General features: G+C 73.1%; 20 protein-coding genes. 5 read left to right on the top strand and 15 right to left on the bottom strand.

Annotated features, from left to right (window positions below):
* Positions 1–72: 72 nt before the first annotated feature.
* A complete protein-coding gene (locus tag FXF51_RS49525; RefSeq protein WP_187415003.1) occupies positions 73–2,850 on the top strand; it encodes an AfsR/SARP family transcriptional regulator in 2,778 nt (925 codons plus the stop codon).
* A 27-nt stretch (positions 2,851–2,877) separates the two neighbouring features.
* On the top strand, positions 2,878–4,407 hold the full coding sequence (locus tag FXF51_RS49520; RefSeq protein ID WP_148441793.1) for a hypothetical protein: 1,530 nt from the start codon (positions 2,878–2,880) through the stop codon (positions 4,405–4,407).
* Positions 4,408–4,437: 30 nt separating this feature from the next.
* Here the strand turns inward: FXF51_RS49520 and FXF51_RS49515 are convergent, their stop codons facing one another.
* A complete protein-coding gene (locus tag FXF51_RS49515; protein WP_262380394.1) occupies positions 4,438–5,013 on the bottom strand; it encodes a DinB family protein in 576 nt (191 codons plus the stop codon).
* A gap of 116 nt (positions 5,014–5,129) precedes the next feature.
* Here FXF51_RS49515 and FXF51_RS49510 point away from each other — a divergent pair, with 116 nt between their 5' ends.
* The gene (locus FXF51_RS49510; protein WP_148441791.1) at positions 5,130–5,936 is read left to right on the top strand and encodes an oxaloacetate decarboxylase; all 807 of its coding nucleotides are present in this window, start codon (positions 5,130–5,132) and stop codon (positions 5,934–5,936) included.
* On the opposite strand, the gene FXF51_RS49505 is transcribed toward FXF51_RS49510, so the two are convergent.
* The 4 genes from FXF51_RS49505 to FXF51_RS49490 all read right to left on the bottom strand — a co-directional run bounded on the left by FXF51_RS49505 (position 5,918) and on the right by FXF51_RS49490 (position 9,686).
* Positions 5,918–6,820: a diacylglycerol/lipid kinase family protein gene (locus FXF51_RS49505; protein WP_148441790.1), complete on the bottom strand. Its 903-nt coding sequence runs from the start codon at positions 6,818–6,820 to the stop codon at positions 5,918–5,920. The two genes, FXF51_RS49510 and FXF51_RS49505, sit on opposite strands and share 19 nt — an antisense overlap.
* A gap of 65 nt (positions 6,821–6,885) precedes the next feature.
* On the bottom strand, positions 6,886–7,650 hold the full coding sequence (locus tag FXF51_RS49500; RefSeq protein WP_148441789.1) for an isocitrate lyase/phosphoenolpyruvate mutase family protein: 765 nt from the start codon (positions 7,648–7,650) through the stop codon (positions 6,886–6,888).
* Between the two features lie 20 nt (positions 7,651–7,670).
* A complete protein-coding gene (locus FXF51_RS49495; protein ID WP_262380393.1) occupies positions 7,671–8,702 on the bottom strand; it encodes a sigma-70 family RNA polymerase sigma factor in 1,032 nt (343 codons plus the stop codon).
* Between the two features lie 72 nt (positions 8,703–8,774).
* Positions 8,775–9,686, bottom strand: a complete 912-nt coding sequence (locus tag FXF51_RS49490; protein WP_148441788.1) for a LysR family transcriptional regulator — start codon at positions 9,684–9,686, stop codon at positions 8,775–8,777.
* A 72-nt stretch (positions 9,687–9,758) separates the two neighbouring features.
* On the opposite strand from FXF51_RS49490, the gene FXF51_RS49485 reads away from it, so the two are divergent.
* Positions 9,759–10,127 (top strand): cupin domain-containing protein, encoded by a 369-nt coding sequence (locus FXF51_RS49485; protein WP_148441787.1) that lies wholly within the window; start codon positions 9,759–9,761, stop codon positions 10,125–10,127.
* 101 nt (positions 10,128–10,228) lie between these two features.
* Here FXF51_RS49485 and FXF51_RS49480 read toward each other — a convergent pair whose 3' ends face one another.
* The 9 genes from FXF51_RS49480 to FXF51_RS49440 form a co-directional block, all read right to left on the bottom strand.
* On the bottom strand, positions 10,229–11,380 hold the full coding sequence (locus FXF51_RS49480) for an RNA ligase RtcB family protein (protein ID WP_148441786.1): 1,152 nt from the start codon (positions 11,378–11,380) through the stop codon (positions 10,229–10,231).
* Positions 11,381–11,455: 75 nt separating this feature from the next.
* Complete coding sequence (locus tag FXF51_RS49475) at positions 11,456–12,928, bottom strand: serine hydrolase domain-containing protein (RefSeq protein ID WP_262380392.1); 1,473 nt, start codon at positions 12,926–12,928, stop codon at positions 11,456–11,458.
* A gap of 108 nt (positions 12,929–13,036) precedes the next feature.
* On the bottom strand, positions 13,037–13,417 hold the full coding sequence (locus FXF51_RS49470; protein ID WP_148441785.1) for a VOC family protein: 381 nt from the start codon (positions 13,415–13,417) through the stop codon (positions 13,037–13,039).
* Positions 13,418–13,534: 117 nt separating this feature from the next.
* A complete protein-coding gene (locus tag FXF51_RS49465) occupies positions 13,535–14,425 on the bottom strand; it encodes a LysR family transcriptional regulator (protein WP_148441784.1) in 891 nt (296 codons plus the stop codon).
* Positions 14,426–14,488: 63 nt separating this feature from the next.
* A complete protein-coding gene (locus FXF51_RS49460) occupies positions 14,489–14,845 on the bottom strand; it encodes an NAD(P)-dependent oxidoreductase (RefSeq protein ID WP_262380391.1) in 357 nt (118 codons plus the stop codon).
* Positions 14,846–14,944: 99 nt separating this feature from the next.
* Complete coding sequence (locus FXF51_RS49455; RefSeq protein WP_148441783.1) at positions 14,945–16,771, bottom strand: glycoside hydrolase family 15 protein; 1,827 nt, start codon at positions 16,769–16,771, stop codon at positions 14,945–14,947.
* Positions 16,772–16,908: 137 nt separating this feature from the next.
* Positions 16,909–17,379 (bottom strand): hypothetical protein, encoded by a 471-nt coding sequence (locus FXF51_RS49450; RefSeq protein WP_148441782.1) that lies wholly within the window; start codon positions 17,377–17,379, stop codon positions 16,909–16,911.
* The gene (locus tag FXF51_RS49445; protein ID WP_148441781.1) at positions 17,286–18,113 is read right to left on the bottom strand and encodes a ferric reductase-like transmembrane domain-containing protein; all 828 of its coding nucleotides are present in this window, start codon (positions 18,111–18,113) and stop codon (positions 17,286–17,288) included. Before FXF51_RS49445 ends, FXF51_RS49450 begins: the two co-directional genes overlap by 94 nt.
* A gap of 144 nt (positions 18,114–18,257) precedes the next feature.
* Positions 18,258–19,163: a helix-turn-helix transcriptional regulator gene (locus FXF51_RS49440; RefSeq protein ID WP_148441780.1), complete on the bottom strand. Its 906-nt coding sequence runs from the start codon at positions 19,161–19,163 to the stop codon at positions 18,258–18,260.
* 134 nt (positions 19,164–19,297) lie between these two features.
* Between FXF51_RS49440 and FXF51_RS49435 the strand changes: the two genes are divergently transcribed.
* Entirely contained in the window at positions 19,298–20,293 is a 996-nt protein-coding gene (locus FXF51_RS49435) for an aldo/keto reductase (RefSeq protein WP_148441779.1), read from the top strand.
* A gap of 5 nt (positions 20,294–20,298) precedes the next feature.
* On the opposite strand, the gene FXF51_RS49430 is transcribed toward FXF51_RS49435, so the two are convergent.
* Positions 20,299–21,012 carry a TetR/AcrR family transcriptional regulator gene (locus FXF51_RS49430; RefSeq protein ID WP_148441823.1) on the bottom strand — a complete coding sequence of 238 codons (714 nt, stop codon included), beginning with the start codon at positions 21,010–21,012 and terminating at the stop codon, positions 20,299–20,301.
* Between the last annotated feature and the right edge of the window lie 21 nt (positions 21,013–21,033).

The raw sequence follows: 21,033 nt of genomic DNA, 5'->3' as shown, positions 1-21,033 counted from the left end.
CAACATGATCCGGCCGTGAAGGCGCGCGGACATACCGCCGATATACCGCCTCTTTCTAGGCTTTCTCCCCTGATGACAGTGGAGATCGGGTTCCTCGGGTCGTGGCAGACCACGGTGGACGGCCAAGCGGTGCGGATCGCGGGCCGCCGCCGCATCGCCGTGCTGGCGCGCCTGGCGCTGGACACCGGCCGGCCCGTCAGCGCCCGCCAGCTCGTCACCGACGTCTGGGGGCAGACCTCGACGGTCACGGCGGCCAAACAACTGCACATCGTGGTGTCCAAGCTGCGCGACACGCTCACCCCCGGCCTCATCGCGACCGTGCCCGGCGGCTACCTGCTGGACCTGCCCCGCGACCAGGTCGACGCGCACAGCTTCACGCTGCTGGCCGGCCAGGCGCGGATGGCCCGCGACCGGCGCGAGCCCGGCACGGCCGACGAGCTGTTCCGGCGGGCGCTGGCCCTGTGGCGGGGGCGGGCGCTGGCCGAGCTGGACGACCCGTGGGCGCAGATCGAGTCCAAGCGCCTGGAGGAGGAGCGCCTGGCCGTCTTCGAGGACCACGTCGAGCTGCGGCTGGCCGCGGGCGACCACCACGCGATGGTGACCGATCTGGTGCAGCACGTCCACGCCCACCCCCTGCGGGAGGGGCCGCGCGCCCAGCTCATGCTGGCGCTCTACCGGGCGGCCCGGCCGTCCGACGCGCTCGCGGTCTACCAGGAGGGCCGCATCGCCATGGTGGAGGAGCTCGGCCTGGAGCCCGGCGCGCGGCTGCGCCGGCTGCAACACGCCATCCTCACCAGGGACCCCGCGCTGGAGCTCGGCACGCCCGCGCAGTCCGCCACGGTCGTCCCCGCCGAGCTGCCCGCCGACACCCGGTCGTTCACCGCCCGGCACGAGGAGGTGGAGTGGTTGCGCGAGGCGCTGCTCCAGCCGGGCACGGCCGTCGTGGACGGGCCCGGCGGCGTCGGCAAGTCGGCGCTGGCCGTCCACGTCGCGCACGCGCTGGCCGGACGGTTCCGCGACGGCGTCATCTACGTCAACCTCAACGGCTCCACCCCCGGGCGGCAGCCCCTGCCCGTGCCCGACGCCCTCGGCCACCTGCTGCGCTCGCTCGGCCTGGACGGCTCCGCCGTGTCGGCGGACCCGCAGGAGGCGGTCGCCCGTTACCGTTCGCTCACCGCGACCGGCGACCTGCTCGTCATCCTCGACAACGCGCTCGACGCCGACCAGGTAAGGCCGCTCATCCCCGCCGGCCCCGGCTGCCGGACCGTCGTCACCAGCCGCCACGACCTGGCCGGTCTCGACGGCGCCCGCCACCTGCACCTGGCGGGCCTCGCCGACCGCGATGCCGTCACGCTGCTCGCCAGGGTCGCCGGCCCCGACCGCGTCCAGCGCGAGCCGGAGGCCGCCGCCGAGATCACCGGGCTGTGCGGCGGCTTCCCGCTCGCCATCCGGGTCGCCGGCGCCCGGCTGCGGGCGCGGCCCGACTGGCGGCTCACCGACCTCGCCGACCGCCTGGCCGACGCCGCCCGGCGGCTGGACACCCTGCAGTACGACGATCTCGCCGTCCGCACCAGCATCGCGGTCAGCCACGAGCACCTGCGCGAGGAGCCGAGCGGCCAGGACGCCGCGCACGTCCTGCCGCTCCTCGGCCTGCTCGACACGCCCGCCCACACCCCCGCCGCCACGGCCGCGCTGGCCGGCTGGCCCGAGTCGCGGGCGGAGGCGGCGCTCGAACGGCTCCGCGGCGCCCGCCTCCTGGAGTCCGTGGGGCGCGGCCGGTACCGCTTCCACGACCTCATCCGCCTGTACGCCCGCGAGCAGGCCGGCCACGAGCTGCCCGAGCGGGAGCGCGCGGCGGCGCTGCGCCGCGGCCTGCACCACTACCTGGCCACGGCCAACACCGCCACGCTGCTCGTGCACCCCCAGGCCCTGGAGCCCTACTACGCCGCCGACCAGCCCGGCGTCGCCCTCGCCGACGCGCGGGAGGCCAGGCGGTGGACCGAGGCCGAACGCGACAACCTCCTCGCCGCGGCCAGTCAGGCGGCCGGGTCCGCCGACCCGGACACCGCCATCGGGCTGGCGCTGGGCCTGCACATGCCGTTCAACTACCGCGGCTGGGTCACGCACCTGACCGACGTGCACCTCGGCGCGATCGAGCTGGCGGAGCGGTGCGGAGACCTGGCCGGCCACGCGCAGGCGCAGAGCTACCTGGGCTGGGTCTACCGCGACCAGGGACGCTACGAGCGGGCGATCCACCACCTGGAGCGGGCGGTGGTGAGCTGGGAGAAGGCGGGCCTGCCGCACCGGCGGATGGGATCGTTCAACAATCTCGGCATCATCTACACCGTGCTGGGACGGCTCGACCTCGCCCACGCCAACCTGTCACGCGCCCTGAAGCTCGCCGACGAGGTCGGCGAGCGCTACGCGCGCGGCGCCGTCCTCAACAACCGCGTCCACGTGCTCTTCCGGCAGCAGCGGTTCGAGGAGGCCATCGCCCAGGGCAGGATCGCCGTCGCGGAGTGGAACAGCAGCCTGTACGGCGAGGGTTCGAGCCGCGCGAGCCTTGCCCGCGCCCTGATGCACGCCGGACGGCTCGCGGAGGCGGCCGACACCTACCAGGTGGCGCTGGCGCTCCTGCGCGAAGCCGAGTACCGCATCGGCTACGCCGTGACCGCCTGGTGGTCAGGCCAGACCCTGCACGCCCTGGGACGGCACGCCGAGGCCCGCCGCGACTGGCACGCCTGCTTCACCACCCTGCTGGAGACGCGCCTGCTGACCCGCGCGGAGGTGGACGAGCTGCTGGAGCAGCCCGTCCCCGAGATGCCGATGCCGATCCGGCACATGCTGTAGGACCGATCACAGGAGAAACACCCTTCCATGACCCCGGATTTCCGCTGGTTCGCCAAGCGGCTCGGCCCGGACCTCGCCAAGTCCGCCCTCCTCCTCACCGGGGACGAGCAGCAGGCGCTGTCCCTGGTCCGGCACGCTCTCGTCGAGGTCGGCAACGGGCGCGGGCTGCCCGCCGCGTCCGCCACCGCGGCCAGGCTGACGCTCTACCGCAAGGCCATGGCCGACGGCGTGCCGGTGGACCGCGTGGTGACGGTCGCCCGTGGTCGCGACGGCGTGTCGGCCGAGGACCTCCGGTTCGCCTTCTCGCTCGGCGACGACGAACTGTCCCACGCCGCCGTTCCCGCCGACCCGCCGGACCTCGACGTCGCCGCCACCGTCCGATCCGCCGTCGCCGCCGTACGGCGGCGCAAACGCCTGCGCGCCTGGATCGCCCTGGCCGCCGTCGTCGCGGTGGCGGCGGGCTACGCCGGGATCCGGCTGGCGAGCCGGGACCCGGCGGTCATCGCCTCCGGCACCTTCTCCCTGACCAAGGACGGCGCCCTGCGCACCGAGGTCGAGCAGGGCCTGATGGCGCACGAGCCGGACTCCCCGAGCGCCTTCACCCTGCGCTTCGGGCTGCCGCACGGCGAGTGGCCCGCCTGGACGCCGCCGCTGACCACCGCCCGCATCCGGTACGCCGAGGAGACCGCCTGCCCGAACGACACGGGCACCGAGACCGAGCCCGGCGACGTGCTCTGCGCCGGGTGGGGCCTGATGTTCGACACCACCCAGAAGTGGTCCGACAACCTCGGCAACGTGAGCTGCGCCTCCCCTCAGGGGTGCCGCGGCACGTCCCTGATCACCAACGCGGCCGTGCGGATCCTGGAGTCGGACGGCGACGGCGGCCCTGGACTGGCCTGGACGCCGTCCGTGGCCATCAGCGGGGACGGCTACAAGGTCGCCTACCTGGACGCGCTCCGGCACCGCTGGGTCGTCGCGGACCTGGACGGCAACCAGGTCAGGGACCTCACCCCCGAGCTCACCGCCGGGCAGCTCGCCCAGGAGTCCACGGCGATGTTCTCCCCGGACGGGGGCCACGTCGCCGTCCGCCTCACCGGGCAGGGCGAGACGTTCCACACCGAGCTGGCCTCCGGCAGGACCACGCCCATGAGCCACGCCTGCGAGAGCCTGCTCTCGGTCGCCGGCGACGGCGTCACCTGCGAAGGGAAGGACGCGTCGCCGCCCTTCACCGTGCGCCTCGACGGCACCACCGCCGACCGGGCGACCGCGGGCGGCGTTCCGTCCCCCGACGGGAAACTGCGCGCCACGGAGACCGACGGCGTGATCAGGGTGACCGGCGCGGCCACCGGCGACGCCGTCGCCGAGCACCAGGCGCGGGCGCCGGGCGGCGAGACCGACGTCGCGCTGCTCGGCTGGGTGGACGACCGGCATCCGCTGATCCACCTGGACGGCTACGGCTACTTCTCCCTCGACGCCGGCACCGGCGCCCTCACCTCCACATCCGTCCTGCCCGCCGACCTCGACCCCCGCCGGGCCGTCCTCGGCTTCCTGGGCTGATTCGGTGATGCCGGAGGCATGAGCGAGCGGTCATGCTCCTCGCGCCTGCCGGGCCGCCTGCTCCACCCGCCCCCGGTACCCCTCCCACCAGGACGAATCATCGCTCGGCAGAATGTCACCACTCCGCCGGCCGACGGCCCCGTCGATGAGCTCCCGGACGATGTCCGCGTGACCGGCGTGCCGGTTGGTCTCGGACAGCACGTGCACGAGGACACGGTGCAGGGTCACGGGGTTGCGGTCGGCCGGCCACCAGGGCACGTGGCCGGCCGCGTCCAGGGACAGCTCCTCGACGGTGGCGTCCGCGTGCGCCCACGCCCGCCGGTACAGCCCGACGATCTGCTCGCGGGACTCGCCGGGCGTGGCCCACATGTCCGCGTTGTCCTCGGCCGCGCTCTCGATCCACGGCAGCGACTCGCCGTGCGGCCGGTCGAAGCAGTCGCCGAAGTAGCCGAGCTCGACGCCGGCCAGGTGCTTGACCAGGCCGAGGAGGTTGGTGCCGGTGGGGGTGAGCGGGCGGCGGACGTCGTACTCGGACAGGCCGTCGAGCTTCCACACGAGGGACTCGCGGGCGGTCCTCAGGTAGAAGTGAAGATCGGATTTGTGCATGCCGGGCATTGTGCCTGACGGCGTGGCTGGGCGAGAAGTTCGCCGCCTACTCCGACACCCGCCTGGCGGGGTATGGCGGTTCTGAAGGACGTTTTCCCAGTTGAGGAGGCACACCGATGACGCGGCACACCACCCGGTTGAGACAGTTGATCGCGGCGCAGGAGATCCTCGTGGCTCCCGGCGCGTACGACGGCACCGGCGCCCGGCTGGTGCGGGAGCTGGGCTTCCAGGCGGTCTACCTGAGCGGGTTCCAGACCTCGGCCGCCGTGCTGGGCCAGCCCGACGTGGGGTACCTGACGCTGACGCAGATGGTGGCGCGGGTCGCCATGTTCGCCGAGGTGTCTGAGCTGCCGCTGATCGCCGACGCCGACACCGGCTACGGCAACCCCCTCAACGTGCGGCGCACCGTCCGCGCGTACGAGAGCGCGGGCGCGGCGGCCCTGCACCTGGAGGACCAGACCTTCCCCAAACGCTGCGGCCACATGCTGGGCCGCCACGTCATCGCCCGCACCGACGCCCGCACCACCCTGGGCCTCGACGAGGCCATCGACCATGGCGCCGCCTACCACGAGGCGGGCGCCGACGTGCTGTTCGTCGAGTCACCCGAGAGCGAGCAGGAGATGCGGCGCGTCTGCGACGCCTTCCGCGGCGTGGTGCCGGTGCTCAGCAACCAGATCGAGGGCGGACGCACGCCGCTGCTGAACACGCGCGACCTCCAGGACATGGGTTACTCGCTGGCCCTGTTCTCGCTCGGAGCGGGCTTCGCCGCCGCCAAGGGCATGCGGGACTACCTGCGCACCCTCGCCACCCGGGGCGACACCAGCGCGATGCGGCCGGAGATGCTGGACTTCGACGAGTTCAACACGCTGATCGGCCTCGACGAGCACAGCGAGCTGGAGCGCCGCTACGCCGTCCCCGACTGAGCGCGGTTCACGGCCAGCCGCCAGGCGCGGGCCTCCACGGTCCAGGTACGCCCGGAGATGGGCCCGGCCAGCTCACCGTCGGCGTTCAGATGCAGGGCGGGGCCCGAGACGCGGATGCGTGCGCCGCGCACGGCCGTCACCTCCGGCCGGCCGGTGTGCCGGCCCAGCCGGAGCAGCACCCCGTACAGCAGCCGCTGCAGCGGGCCGGTGGCGAACGAGACGACCACGTCGGCGAGGCCGTCGGAGAGCCGGGCGTCGGGGGTGAGCGGCGTGCCGCCGCCGATGGACCTGCCGTTGCCGATCCCGGCCATCAGCACCCTGCGCCGCCCGTCCGCGACCACCCGGCCGTCCACCTCCACCCTGAGCGGCACCCCCTTGGTCCTGACCCCCGCGATCACGCTGCCCCCCGCGTACGCGAAGCGGCGCAGCACCGGCTTGAGCGGCGTGGCCGTCCTGGCCGCCTCCACGCCGACACCGAGATGCACCGCGTTCACCACGATCCCGCCCTCGTCGTCGCGCAGCAGATCGAGCGGCCGGGGTACCCCCAGGGCCGCTGCGCGGGCCGCCTCGGCCGGGTCCAGCGGCACGCCCAGCGCGCGGGCCAGGTCGTTGCCGGTGCCCAGCGGGATCAGCCCGACCGTCCGCACGCCCAGCTCGCCCCGCTCCGCCAGCACCTCGACCAGGCGGTGCAGCGTCCCGTCGCCGCCCAGCACGACCGGATCCCGCTCCGGATGCTCCGCCAGCGCCGCGGGCAGGCCCGCCGGGTCGGCGATGCGGGCCTCCACCGTGTCTGCGTGCTCGCCCAGCACGGCCAGCACCTCGGACACCACCTCGTCGTCGGCGCTTCCCGCCGCCGAGTTGACGATCGCCAGCAACCGGCGCATCCCGCCCTCCCTGTCCGACTCCCAGGTGCAGGCGTCTACCCGCGCGACCGCCAGGCATACGTGCGTCAAGGGTTGACGGGGGAAACCACGGCGGGCAGCAGAACGGACTCGAAGGTGTCGTACAGGCGCCGCTGCAACGCCGGCCCGAAGCTCACCCGCGCGACGTCGAACGCGGCGAGCTCCGCCATCGACGACCGCCCGTTACCGAAGGCCACGTTGACCGGCCCGGGAATGCCCTTGGCCAGTTCCCTGAGCGCATCGGGTTCGCTCGCGCCGATGGGATAGACACAGTCCGCACCGGCCTGGAGATAGCGCGCGCCACGGTCGAGCGAGGTGGCGAGCCGCTCCTCCGGCGACCCGGCCTGGCGCAGGAACGCGTCCGTGCGCGCGTTGATGACCAGGTCCACGCCCAGTGACAGGGCCGAGGCGCGGACCGCGGCCAGGAAGTCCGCCTGCTCGCCGGCGTCCAGCATGACGCCGGTCGGCGGGTGCGAGTCCTCCAGGTTCAACCCGGCGGCCCCGGTCGCCGCGAACCGTTCGGCCAGCTCGGCCGGTGCGAGGCCGTAGCCGCGCTCGAAGTCGACCGTCACCGGTACGTTGACCGCGCGCACGATCCGTGAGGCCGCGGCCAGCATCTCCTCGACGGGCGCGGCCTCACCGTCGTCGTAGCCGAGCACCGCGGACACGGCGGCGCTGCTGGTGGCCACGGCGGGGAACCCGGCCGCCTCGACCATCCGGGCCGAAGCCGCGTCCCAGGCGTTGGGCAGCACCAGCGGGTCGCCCGCGACGTGCAGCCGGCGCAGCCTTTCCGCGGAGTTCAGGTCACTCATGAGATTCCTCCAAGGTCGATTCAGGCGCGCAGCGAACGCGGCAGCCCGAACGCGGTCAGCAGCGAGTTGTCCACGAACCGGGTCAGCGCGGAGATCCGGTCGCCGGTCAGCGTCAGTACGAGAACTCCGTGCGCGTGCAGGATCGGCGTCCGCCGGTCACGCAGGTAACAGCCGAAAGCCGGTTGCCCGTTGGCCCGCGTCGCGATGAGCACGTGCCCCCGGCAACCGTCCAGCGCGACCGTGGCCAGGAAGTGCCGGACGTCCGCCAGCCCCTGATATTCCAGCGGCAGCGGCGGCATGGTCAGCTTCACGTCGCTCGTCAGCATGGCCACGACGGCTTCGACGTCCCCGGCCTCGAACGCGCGGGCGAACCCCTCCACCAGCCGCCGCTCCCGCGGCGAGCCCGGCAGCGGGGCGTCCTCCCGGCCACGCTCCGGCAGCTCGGTCGTCAGCGCGCCGCGGGCCCGTTTCAGCGCGCTGGTCACCGCGCTCTCGGTGGCGCCCAGCATGTCCGCCACCTCGGCCGCCCTGAACCCCAGCACGTCCCGCAACACCAGGACGGCCCGCTGGCGCGGCGGCAACTGCTGCAACGCCGCCAGGAACGCCAGCGACACCGACTCCCTGGCCTCGTACCGGGCTTCAGGGCCTGGCAGGTCGTCGGCGATCTCGTCGAGCAGCACGTCGGGGTAGGGCTCCAGCCAGATCGGCTCGGCCCGGCGGTGCGACGGCTCGGGCAACGCGACCTCCGGTCGGTGAGCCGCGGACGGGTGGGGGCGGCGCGCGTCCGCCCGCAGTGCGTTCAGGCAGCGGTTGGTGGCAATCCGGTAGAGCCAGGTGCGCACCGACGCGCGTTCCTGGTAGCCGCCGATGCCGCGCCACGCCGCCAGCAACGTCTCCTGCAGCAGGTCCTCGGCGTCCTGCACGGAGCCGAGCATGCGGTAGCAGTGCACCTGTAGCTCGCGGCGGTACGGCTCGACCAGCTCGCGGAACGCCTCACCGTCCCCGCCGCGCGCCAGCGCGAGCAGGTCCTCCGCCGGCGGCATGCCTCGCATGGTGACTCCTTCCGTCCGGTGTCCCTCTCACAGGGATGGACACCGCCGGAGCCGGAAAGTGGGCGCCATGGCTCAGGCCGATCGGAGCCGCGCGGACACCGACCGCAGGTGCTCGATCATCGCGGCCGCCGCGGGCAGCCGGTGCTCCTGGGCCGGGGTGGCGGTCAGCACGGTCCTGGTCAGCGACGGCTCGTCCAGCGGGCGTACGACCAGGTCGGGCGCTGTCGCGGGAAGCGTGAGGAAGGGCGCGAGCGCCACCCCGAGCCCGGCGGCGACCAGCCCGCGCACCGTCATCTGGTCGTCGGTCCTGAACGCGATGACCGGCTCGAAGCCCGCCTGCCTGCACGCCCCCGGCAGGACGTCGAGCGTCGATCCCCGGCGCACCCCCTGGATCCACCGCTCGCCGGCCAGGTCGGCGAGCCGGACGCGGGCGCTTCCGGCCAGGCGGTGACCCGTCGGCAGCGCGATGTGCAGCGCGTCGACGAGCAGCGGGCGCGTCTCGACGTTCGCGGGCAGCACCAGCGGAACGGCGGGGAACTCGTACACCAGCGCCAGGTCCAGCTCGTGCGCGGCGACGGCGGCCACCGCCTCGTCGCGGTCGGCCTCGACCAGCTCCACCGAGACGCCGGGCCGCTCGCGCAGGAAGGCGCGCACGGCCAGGGGCATGAGCGTGGCGTTGGCCGTCGTGAACGACCCGAACCGCAGCCTGCCGCCCTCCCCTGAACCGATCGCGGCCAGCGTGCTCTCGGCGGCACGCAGCTCCGTCATGATCCGCTCGGTGTGGGCCAGCAGCGCCCGCCCCGCCTCGGTCAGCCGGACGCCCCGCGCGTGCCGTTCGAGCAGCCGGGCCCCGGCCTCCCGCTCCAGCACGGAGATCTGCTGCGACAGGGCCGAGGTGGTGTACGACAGCGCGGCGGCGGCGCGTGTCAGCGACCCGTGGCGGGCCACCTCGCGCAGCACCCTGAGCCTGGCCAGGTCGAGCATGCGCAAACGCTAAACCCTTCGTTAAGAAGCTGTCGATTGTCCTTAACGGTCGCCGGTGTTCATGCTGGCGGCATGCTGACCACTCTGAACGCCATCCCGCCCACCCGGATCTGGCAGGACGTCCTGGCCCGCGTCATCCACGGCGAGCAGCTCACGCTGGCCGTCGTCGAGCTCCCGCCGGGCGGCCTGGTCCCCGAGCACCGGCACGCCAACGAGCAGCTCGGCCTGTGCCTTCATGGCACGCTCACCTTCCGGGTGGGGGAGGAGACGCGGGAGCTGGGGCCGGGCGGCTCGTGGCGCATCCTCGCGAACGTCCCCCACGAGGCTCAGGCGGGGCCGTCGGGAGCGGTCGTGGTGGAGGTGTTCGCCCCGGTGCGGGACGACTGGGCCGATCTCGAACAGGCCGCCCCGGGCCCGCCGCGCTGGCCCTCGGCGGGTTGAGGCCAGGGGGTCGGACCGGGCGTTCGCCGCCTACCGCGCGGGCCGGGTCGGCCGTTCGACGCGGAGCGGGCCGCGCCCGGCCGACATGAGCAGGTGGACGCTCACGCGCGCCCCCGCCTGCGGCGCTGGTCGCGCCGGTCGCGCTGCGGCGCCGACCCCAGATCGGGCGTCTTGTACGTGACCAGCGGGATCGTCGTGGCCACCGGCGTGGCCAGCTCGTGCCGCACCAGATCGTCGATCACCTGCTCGATGCGCTTGTACGCCGTCGGCGCCTCCTCGAAGAGCAACTGGCGGTCGCCGCACACCACCAGCGACCCCACCGGCGTGCGGCGCAGCTCCTCGACCGTGTGCTTGGCCCGCCCGCGCCGAAGGGCGTCCGCGCGCGACATCTTGCGCCCCGCCCCATGCGCCACGGAGTGTCCGGCCTCCGGCCCGGCGTGACCGGCCACGAGGTAGGAGGGGGTGCCGCGCGTCCCGGCGATGAGCACGTCGCCGCCGTCGCCCGGCGCGGCCCCCTTGCGGTGCAGGTAGCTCCCGTCGCGCACCTCGACGGAGTTGTGGCACTGATCGACGATCGGCTCCGCGGGCTCGAACCCGAGGGCGTGGGCGACCCGCGCGGCCAGCAGCCGCCGGTTGAGCGACCCCCAGCGCACGGCCTCGTCGTGCGCCGCCAGGTAGGCGGCGGGATCGGGCGCCGGGCCCGCGCCGTGGACCTCGGTGTGCGCGCGCAGGATCCGCTCGCCCAGCCCGCGCGAACCGCTGTGGACGATGAGCACCAGGTCACCGGCGGCGAGCCCGAGCCGGTCGGCGTGGCCCGGCTCGAAGACGGTCCCGACGCGGGCCAGCTCGACGAAGTGGTTGCCCCGCCCGACCGTGCCGAGGCCGTCGAGGTGACCTGCCGGGATGTCCCCCTCAACCGCCGCCCAGGCCGGGTCGTCGGCGTCCTGCTCGGGGTCCAGCGCGCGGTCCAGGTCGGGGAAGCGGGCGGCGAGCTTCTCGGGCACGGCCCGCTTGAGCCTGACGGGGAACACGGCGATCCCGCACCCGATGTCGGAGCCGACCAGGAACGGGTACAGGACGCGGGACGTCATGGCGGCGCCGATGGGGGCGCCCTTGCCGGGGTGCAGGTCCGGCATGCCGGCCACGTGCGTCATGCCGTCGAGGGCGGCCACCTGGTGGCACTGCGCCACGGCGTCGGACTCGATCCAGCTCTCGGGGGAGGCGAAGACGGTGACCGTGGCCGTGGTGATCATGTCGAACACGTTCCCGGAGTCCTGCCCGCCGGGGCAAACGATTTTCCGCCTGACACGTGCCGTGGCCGCCGCACGTCAGCCCGCCTGCTGCCCGAACACCTCCTGCACGAGCTGCTGCAAGGACTGCTGGAACGCCGCACCCAGGGACATCGCGGCGTCGTCCACGTAGTTTAGCGCCGCGGTCAGGGTCTTGCTCCCGTCGGGCAGGCTGAACATCAGCGCCGCGAACCCGGCGTTGCCGCCGTTGTGAGTGATGAGGGTGCCGCCGCCGGGCGCCGGCTGCACGAACACTCCCAGGCCGTAGCTCGCCTTCGACTCCGGCGTGAACATCTCGGCCTGCAACTCGGCCGGCAGCAGCTTGCCGCCCACCAGCGCGGTGATGAACGTCTGCAGGTCCCGCGTGGTGGAGATCATGTCGCCGCCGCTGGAGATCCAGGAGGGGTTGTGGCGGGTGACGTCCACCGTCTCCTCCTCAAGACGGTAGTAGGCGTGGGCGTGCGGGGCGGGGATGTCGGTCTCGGTGGTGAGCTGGACGGTGCCGGTCAGGCCGAGCGGGCCGATGATCAGCCGCTGCATCTCCTGGGCGATGGTGCGGCCGGTGACCTTCTCGATGAGGAGCCGGGCCAGGACGTAGTTGGTGTTGGCGTAGCTCCAGTCGGTGCCGGGCTCGAAGCGGGCGGGCTTGGACAGGGCCAGCCGGACCAGGTCTTCGGGCTGGTAGGTGTGGAAGCGGTTGTCCACCCATTCCTTGCCTGCCTGGGTGGCGGGGATGCCGGGGGCGAAGGTGCCGTCCTCGTAGTACTCGCCGGTGAAGTTGAAGATGCCGCTGGTGTGCTGGAGCAGCATCCGCACGGTGATCCGCTCGTCCAGGCCGAACTCGGGCAGGTAGCCGGCCACCGGGGCGTCCAGCGCGATCCTGCCCTCGGCCACCAGCCGCAGCACCGCGGTCGCGGTGAAGGTCTTGGTGTTGCTGCCGATCCGGACGTGCCCGTCCACCGGCGCCTGCTCGGTGCCGCCCAGCTCGGCGAGACCGGCGCTGCCGGCCCACTCGCCCTGCTCGTCGCGCACGCGCAGCGCCACGCCGACGAAGCCGGCGTCGACCATCTCCTGCATGATCTTGCGCAGCCCGGGGCGGTCCTGCTCCGCGGCGGCGGCGTCGAGAGCCTCGGTGATCTTGCGGGCCATCTCCGCCATGGCCGGGCCGGGCGCGCCCTGCTGGGGCCGGGTGGCGGCCTCGACGGCGACCAGGACGGTGCGGCGGAAGTTGTCGGCCTCGGCCGGCGCCTGCTCCTTGAGCAGCTTCACGGAGGCGGTCAGCGCGGGCAGCACCTCGTCGGCGAGTGCGGCGGTGGACTTGGCGGCCAGCCCCTTGGGCGCCTTGGCCAGCACATGCCCGACCAGGCCGGTCGCGGAGGTCAGGGCGATGGAGCCCTCGGTGGCGGCCTTGTGCGGCGAGCCGGCCGCACCGGCGGCGGTCATCAGCGACACCGCGCCCCAGGCGGCGGTCCGCAGGGTGTGCTGGTCCTGCTCGGAAAGGGTGACGGACATGGCTGGGTGCTCCTTAGAACCTTGTTGGTGATGTCTATTGCAACGGGTCGCGCTGATACCGGGCCGTCGTGCTCCTGACACGGCGTGCGCCGGCCGGCGGTCGCCGTGTCAGTTCGTGATGGGGGAGATCCACTCGTTGAGCTGGACCGTCACCCCGTTGGGGTCGGCGAGCCGCGTCACCAGCTCGCCCCACGGCTCCCGCCGCAGCGGGACGGTGATGGGGGCGCCCTCGGCGCGCAGCCGCTCGTACTCGGCGGCCAGGCCGGTGATCGAGAAGACGACGGTCGCGTCCGCCAGGCCCTGCCCCGGCTGCCACCGCTCGGGGTCGAGCCGGACCAGGATCAGATCGACGGCCCCGTCGTCACGGCCCAGCACGGTGAAGTCCTCGCCGGCCAGGATCTCGCGGAAGCCGAGGTGGCTGATGAAGAACCCGCTGGAGGCGGCCGGGTCGGCGACGGTCAGGGAGATCGCGGAGGAGACGATGTTCACACCGCGACACCAGAAAAAGACATGAACCCATCTACCTCGCAGAAGGCGTGTTTGTCTGACGGGTCAAGCATCGTGGCGGGCGTGGCCGTGGATCAACGGCGACTATCGCAACGGTCGTCAACCCGTGGTTGACGGTCCCAGGTCGCGCACCACGCGGGCGAGGGCGCGGATCATGTCGTTCTCCGCCTCGGTACGCCACACCAGCCCGTACGGCAGCGGCTCCATGTCCGTGACCGGCAGGTACACGATGCCGGGGCGCGGATAGTAGCGGGTCATGTGGGCCGGGAAGAGGGAGACCGTCTCACCCATGGCCGTGTGCATGAGAATGTCCTCTGCGCTCTGCACGGTAAGGGTGCGCTCGATCGACCGGCCCTTCGGCGTCAGTCTCGGAACGTAGCGGTCCATCCATTCGTCGGGCACTCCCTCGACGTCGATGTGCTGGAAGTCGCCGACCGCCTCCAGGGAGGCCGTGGACCACTTGGCGAGCGCGTTGTCCGCGGCCACCGCCAGCACTCTCGGCTCGGCGAAGAGCAGGGGGCCCACGGTCAGATCGGGCTCGTCCACGGGTGGCCAGGTGACCAGCACGTCCACCTCCCCGCTGCGCAACTGGGCGAACGGGTCGGGAAAAGCCGACACCCGCAGCCGCAGCTCCCACTGCGGGTACAGGGAACGGAAGGTCTCCCAGTAGCGGCGCTGCTCCTGGACGTTGACGGGGAACAGGCTGACCCGCAGGGTGCCGCTCTTGCCCCGGGCCGCCAGCCGGGCCCGTTCCAGGCTCTGCGTCAGCCCGTGGTGCACCTGGCGCAGGTCGTCGCGGAGCTGCTCGCCCACCGGGGTGAGGCGGACGTTGCGGCTGTCGCGGGCGAACAGCTCGACGCCGACGGCCCGTTCCTGCTTCTTGAGCGCCTTGCTGACGGCCGCCACGGAGACGTGCAGCCGCTCGGCGGCGCGGCCGAAGTGCAGCTCCTCGGCGAGGGTCAGGAAGATCTCGATGTCGCGCAGCTCCACAGACACCTCCTGCCAGCGAGACCGCTCATTCGGTGCGTAAGTATGACATGCCCGACGGCGCGTTCAGCCGGGCTTGCCCACCTCGTTGACCGGGTACCGGGCGCCCTGCCCGGTCAGCACCCGCACGGCCTCCTCGGCGGCGACCCGCCGCACCGTCTCGACGGCCTGCTCGGAGTGGTAGGCGGCGTGCGGGGTGACGATCACGTTCGGCAACGCGAAGAGCGGGTTGCCGGGCCGCCAGTCGCGCTGCTTGGCGGGCTCCTCCTCCAGGTCGTCCAGCGCCGCGCCGGCGATCCACCCCTCCGTGAGCGCCTCGTGCAGCGCCGCGTCCTCGACGATCGGCCCGCGGGCGGTGTTGACCAGGACGGCCGTCGGCTTCATCCTGCGCAGCGCCGCCCGGTCCAAGGTGTGGTGCGTCACGCCGAACGCCTGCGCGCGTCCGGCGATGAGCTGGGGCGATGGCGCCGAACGACAGCAGCCCGAACACCCACGCCTGGCTGCGCGGTTCCGTACCCGACATCAGCCGCCTCCGCGCCCGGCCCGCGCCAGGGTGACGCCGCTGGCGATCACCCCGATGTGGCTGAACGCCTGCGGGAAGTTGCCCATGAACGCCCCCGTCGCCGGATCGATCTGCTCGGGGAGCAGCCCGAGCGTGCCGGCCCGGGAGCACAACGACTCGTACAGCTCCTCCGCCTGCTCCACCCGGCCCTGCAAGGCGAGGTTGTCGACCAGCCAGAAGCTGCACAGCAGGAACGCCCCCTCGTCGCCGGGCAGCCCGTCCGGGGAGCGGTCGTGCAGGTAGCGGTAGAGCAGCCCGTCCCCGGCGGACAGCCGCTCGGCGACGGCCTTCGTGGTGGCCACCATCCGCGGATGGCCGGCGGGGACGACCTGCCGCAGCGGCAGCTGGAGCAGGCTGGCGTCCAGGTCGCCGTCACCGTCCAGGTGCTCGCTCAGGCACTGGGCGTCCTCGTTCCAGGACTGCTCCAGGATGAGCCGGCGCAGCTCGTCGGCGGTGGCGCGCCACCGCTCGACCGGCCCCGGCAGGCCGAGCCGCTCGCCCATCGTGGCGGCCCGCTCCAGTGCCACCTGGCACATCGCGGTCGAGTAGGTGAAGACCCTGCCCTCGCTGCGCACCTCCCAGATGCCCTGGTCGGGCTCCCGCCACGCGGTGGCGGCGCTGTCCGCCAGCTCCGCGAGGCCCGCCCACAGCGGTGGCTGGATCTCGCGGCCCGAGCGCAGCCACTGCGCGGCGCAGTCCAGCACCTCGCCGTAGACGTCGTGCTGGCGCTGGTCGGCCGCGCCGTTGCCCCAACGCACCGGCGCCGAGCCCCGGTAGCCCGCCAACTCGGCGTCCCGCACCTCATCGGGTACGGCCTCGCCGTGCAGCGTGTACATGATGCGGGGCACGCGGCTGTTCTCGAACGCGTCGAGCACCCAGCCGAGGAAGGCGTCGGCCTCGCCGTCGAAGCCGATGCGGCGCAGCGCGAACACGGCGTAGGCCGCGTCCCTGATCCACGCGTAGCGGTAGTCCCAGTTGCGGACGCCGCCGATCGGCGCGGGCAGGGACGAGGTGGGGGCGGCGACCAGCGAGCCGTTGACCCAGTCGTCGCACAGCTTCAACGTGATCGCGGAGCGCCGGACCAGCGGCTCCTGGGGGCCGTCGTACCCGCAGTGCCGCATCCAGCGGCGCCACGCCTCGGCGGTGTCCCGCAGCATCGCCTCGGGGTCGAACCGGTGGTGGCGGTGGATGCGTCCCCAGGACAGCACCAGGTCGAGCCGGTCACCCTGCCGCAGCTCGTGCACGGTCTCCAGTCCGTCCAGCGGACGGCCGGCCCGCAGATGCAGCCGCAGGTCCGGCCGCCGGGACGCCCGCACCTCCAGACCGCTGGCCCTGACCTGGCCATGCCCGCCACCACGCGGCGACAGCTCCGCGCGCAGACGGACCGTCCCGTCCAGCACCACCGCGCACCGCACCAGCTCGCCCCGGCTCGCGCCCGCGTCGTCGCTGAGGTCGGCGCCGGCCCGCAGGGCCAGCGCGTCGGTGATCCTGACCACGCCGGTCGGGCCGCGCAGCTCGGTGACCAGCACCGCCGTGTCGGGCTCGTAGTAGTGGCGCGCCTCGGCCAGATCCTCGATCGTCAGCGTGAAGTGCCCGCCCCGCGCGTGGTCCAGCAGCCCGCACAGCAGCGGATCGCTGTCGAAGCGCGGCAGGCACAGCCATGGGATCGAGCCGTCGAGGCCCACCAGGGCCGCGGTGGCGCCGTCACCGATCAGCCCGTGATCCTCCAGCGGCAGGTAGCCGTCGTGCCTGCGGACCGGGCGGAACGGTGGATCGGGATCGAGCATGCCGGGTTCCTCCTACGGCGGTCAGGCGTTCTTCGCGACAGCGAACGCCGCTGAGGCGACGGCGAGCAGGATGCCGATGAGGACGACAGCCCGCGTGGTGTAGATGTGGCGCATCGGCCTACCTCCGATCAGTTCCGTCAGACGAAGACGAATCGCTCGGTGTGGACGCGCGCCGCCGGCACGCCCAGCTCGGCGAGGGTGGCCTCCACGGCGTCGAGCATGGGCGGCGGCCCGCAGACGAAGTACTGCATCCGCTCGAAGCGCGGCGGCAGGTGCCTGCGGATCAGGGCCTGGTCGATCCGGCCGCTCTCCTCCGTCCAGCCCTCCGGAGGGACCTCGGGAACGAGCACCGTGGTGAGGTCGAGCCGCCCGCGAAGCTGCCCGATCTCCTCCAGGAACGTGGCGTCGTCGAGCGTGCGGCTGGCGTAGATCAGCAGGCAGGGCCGCCGGTCGTCGCGGTCGGCGAAGGTACGCAGCATGCTCATCAGCGGCCCGATGCCGACCCCGCCCGCGATCAGGACGAAGCCGGGCCCCTCGTTCCTGTCAGGGGTGAAGACGCCGTGCGGGCCGTCCAGGTAGGCCCGGGTGCCGGGGCGCAGGCCCGCCACGCCACGGGTGAAGTCGCCGAGCGCCTTGATGCTGAGCTGCACCCCGCCGTCGGACTCCGCGCTGGAGGAGAACGAGAAGGGATGCTGGGTGAGGGCGAACGGGGAACGTTCCACGGCTGCCGGAGCCTGCGCAGCGGGCGGACCAGGCGCACCCAGCCGATCAGGCTGAGGAAGGCGGCCGTCATCACCACCCACAGCACCTGCTTCCACAGCGTGTCCACGTAGTAGCCGACCAGTTCGACGTGCACGAGGGCGAACAGCACGGCCACGACGGACAGCCCCGCGTGCAGGCCCTGCCACACCTCGTACCGCAGGCGGAAGCGCCGCCGCCACATGGAGGTGGCCATGACGGCCAGCAGGCAGAGCGTCGAGACGACCGCGAAGCGGGCCCGCCAGGGCGCCGTCACCGGGTTGAACAGCGCGATCAGGTCGAGGTCCCGCACCAGCAGCAGCACCGGATGGGCCAGGATGAACAGGGTCGCGACGAAGCTGATCTGCCGGTGGAACTGCACCACCGCGTCCTCGCCGAACGGCGCATTGGCCGCCTGGAACCGGGCCACCAGCGCGAACTGCAGCCCCATCATCGACAACCCGACGAAGCCCAGGGCCACCGAGAAGTCCACGAGGAACCCGCGACCGGGCGGGCTGTCGCCGAGCAGCGCGAACACCAGCGGGGCCACGGACACGGCCACGTAGGCTCCCGTCCAGAAGACGCCTCGGACAGCCAGCGACATCGCAGCCGATTCCCCCTTTGCCCCGGCACGACCCGTATGGCCAGGGGCCTACCCGGCGCTCGAATCGGGGACGCTCCGCAGGGCGTAAAGGCGGAACAAAGGGGTCATTCGTGCTCGCGGGGCTCCTTCTGTTTTCGCGCCTCGTCACTCGCGCTCGCGGGGCTCCTCCCGGCTCCCCGTGGCGATCACCTGGCCGCCGCTCCCTTGTGCGTCTCCGGTGGGGAACTCCTCGATGCCCAGCACCCGCAGCAGCTCCAGCCGCTCCCGCGTCTCGTCGTCCGCCGGCGTGAACACCAGCAGTTGCTGCCCCTGATCGGGCGTGAACAGGGTCTCGCAGTCCATCACCAGCCGCCCCACCCGCGGATGCAGCAGCGTCTTGCGGTTGGCGCGCCGCACCGCCACCTCGTGCTCCGCCCACAGCCGCCGGAAGTCGGCGCTCTCGGCCAGCAGCCGCTCGACGAGCCCGGCGACGGTCGGGTCACCGGCCCGGCGGCCGGCGACCGCCCGCAGGTCTGCGACGATCTGGCGGGCCTGATGCTCCTGCTCCTCCGGCGGGTGGAAGGCGCGGGCGGCGGGGTCGGTGAACCACCGGTAGGCGATGTAGCGCCGCTCGCCGGTGAACTGGGCCGGGTCGCCCGTCAGCAGCAGCGCCGTCCGGTTCTGGGCCAGCACCTCGCCCAGGTCGGACAGCACCACGGCCGGCGTGTCGCCGAGCAGGTCGAGCATGCGGATCAGGCCGGCGCGGGCCAGCCGGGCCACCCCGTCGGCGGGCGGCGGGCGGTGACCGGCCAGGTGGAAGAGGTGGTCGCGCTCGTCGTCGGACAGGCGCAGCGCCCGCGCCAGCGCGCCGAGCAACTGCGTGGACGGCTGACTGCTGCGGCCCTGCTCCAGCCGTACGACGTAGTCGACCGACATGCCGGCGAGCATCGCCACCTCCTCCCTGCGCAGGCCGCTGGTGCGGCGGCGCGGGCTGCCGGTCAGGCCCACCTCCGCCGGGCGGATCGCCTCGCGGCGGCGGCGCAGGAAGTCGGCGAGCTGCTCACGTTCCATGAGTTCATAGTGCCGCGCGGCCGGCGAGCCGAGCCAGGGAGCGGCTCTCCCATGATGAACGCTCCGCTTACGTCCCCTCCGGCACGCGGCCCAGAGTGAGAAACGACCTCGGATAGTCGGATAGGGAGAGCATCATGCAGACACGAACCCTGGGCCGCACAGGACCGGCCGTCTCCGCGCTGGGCCTGGGCGCGATGGGCATGTCGGGCGGGTACGGCGAGAGCGACCGCGCGGAGAGCATCGCCACCGTGCACGCGGCCCTGGACGCCGGCGTCACGCTGATCGACACCGGCGACTTCTACGCCATGGGCCACAACGAGCTGCTGCTGGCCGAGGCGCTGCGCGGCCGGGACCGCGACAGCTATCGGCTGAGCGTCAAGTTCGGCCAGATGCGGGGGCCCGGCCACGAGTTCGGCGGGCAGGACGGCCGTCCGGAAGCGGTGAAGAACTTCCTGGCCTACTCGCTGACCAGGCTGGGCACCGACCACATCGACGTCTACCGGCCCGCCCGGCTGGACCGGTCGGTGCCGATCGAGGAGACGGTGGGCGCGATCAAGGAGATGGTGGAGGCCGGGCACGTCCGGCACATCGGGCTCTCGGAGGTCGACGCGGAGACGATCCGCCGGGCGCACGCCGTGCACCCCATCGCCGACCTGCAGATCGAGTACTCGCTGCTCTCGCGGGCGGTGGAGGCGGACGTCCTGCCCACCCTCCAGGAGCTCGGCATCGGCCTGACCGCCTACGGCATCCTCGGCCGCGGCCTGATCTCCGGTCACTGGACCGCCGGCCGCACCGCGGGCCCCGGCGACATGCGCGGCCTCAGCCCCCGCTTCTCCAGCGGCAACGTGGAGCACAACCTCGCCCTGGTGGACGCGCTGCGCCGGGTCGCGGAGGCGAAGGGCTGCACCGTCGCCCAGCTCGCCATCGCCTGGGTGGCCGCGCAGGGCGAGCACATCGTGCCGCTGGTCGGCGCCCGCACCCGCGAGCGGCTGGCTGAGGCGCTGCCCGCGCTCGACCTGGTCATCACGGCGGACGACCTGGCCGAGATCGAGAAGGCGGTGCCGTCGGGGGCGGCGCGCGGTGACCGCTACCCGGCCGTGTTCATGGCCGACCTCGGGGTGGGCAACTGACGCCGTCAGGACACCCGCTGGCCGGCCGCCCCGGGCTCACCGAGCTCGGGGCGGCCGGTCGTCCCGACGCTCGTGACGGGTGCGAGCCACAGCCCGACCAGGGCGTCGATCAGCCCGGTCGCGGTGCCCTGCCAGCTCTCACGCGGCGTGGGGGCGCCCTCCGCGAGTGCCCGTTCACGGACGGCGCAGGCGTGCAGGACGAGCTGGCGCATCATCTCGCCCCGCTCGGTGCGCACGGCGGGCGGCAGCGCGGGCAGGCAGCGGTTGAAGCCCTCGATGTTGCGTTGCAGCGACGGTGAGGCGCGGTTCTCCTCGGCGGCGATCGCGTTGAGCGCGGGGTCGGTGCCCACCTGCGCGAGGAAGCGGGCGTACCAGGTGGGGGAGCCGAGCCGGGCGAGGTGCTCGGTGACGGGCCGCACCATGCAGGACACCCAGTCGCGGACGTCGTCGGAGCCTTCGACGGCGGCCAGCATCTCGGTGCGGTGCCGTTCGATCGACTTGCTGTGCTTGCGCACGATGGCCTGGACCAGGTGGGTCTTGGTGCCGAAGTGGTAGCCGACCGCGGCGGTGTTGCCCTGCCCGGCGGCCTCGCTGATCTGCCGGTTGGACACGGAGAAGACGCCGTGCTCGGCGAAGAGCCGCTCCGCCGCCGTCAGGATGTGGTCTCGGGTCACTTCGACGCGTTCGGCACGCGCGGTCCTGCCGGTCATCATCACCATCTCACCTGAAATGTGCTGGGT

Origin of the sequence: Nonomuraea sp. PA05, from assembly GCF_008086045.1 — a bacterium.
GTDB lineage: Bacteria > Actinomycetota > Actinomycetes > Streptosporangiales > Streptosporangiaceae > Nonomuraea > Nonomuraea monospora.
Note: the sequence above shows the minus strand (reverse complement) of the source record. Positions and strands in the feature narration are given on the sequence as shown.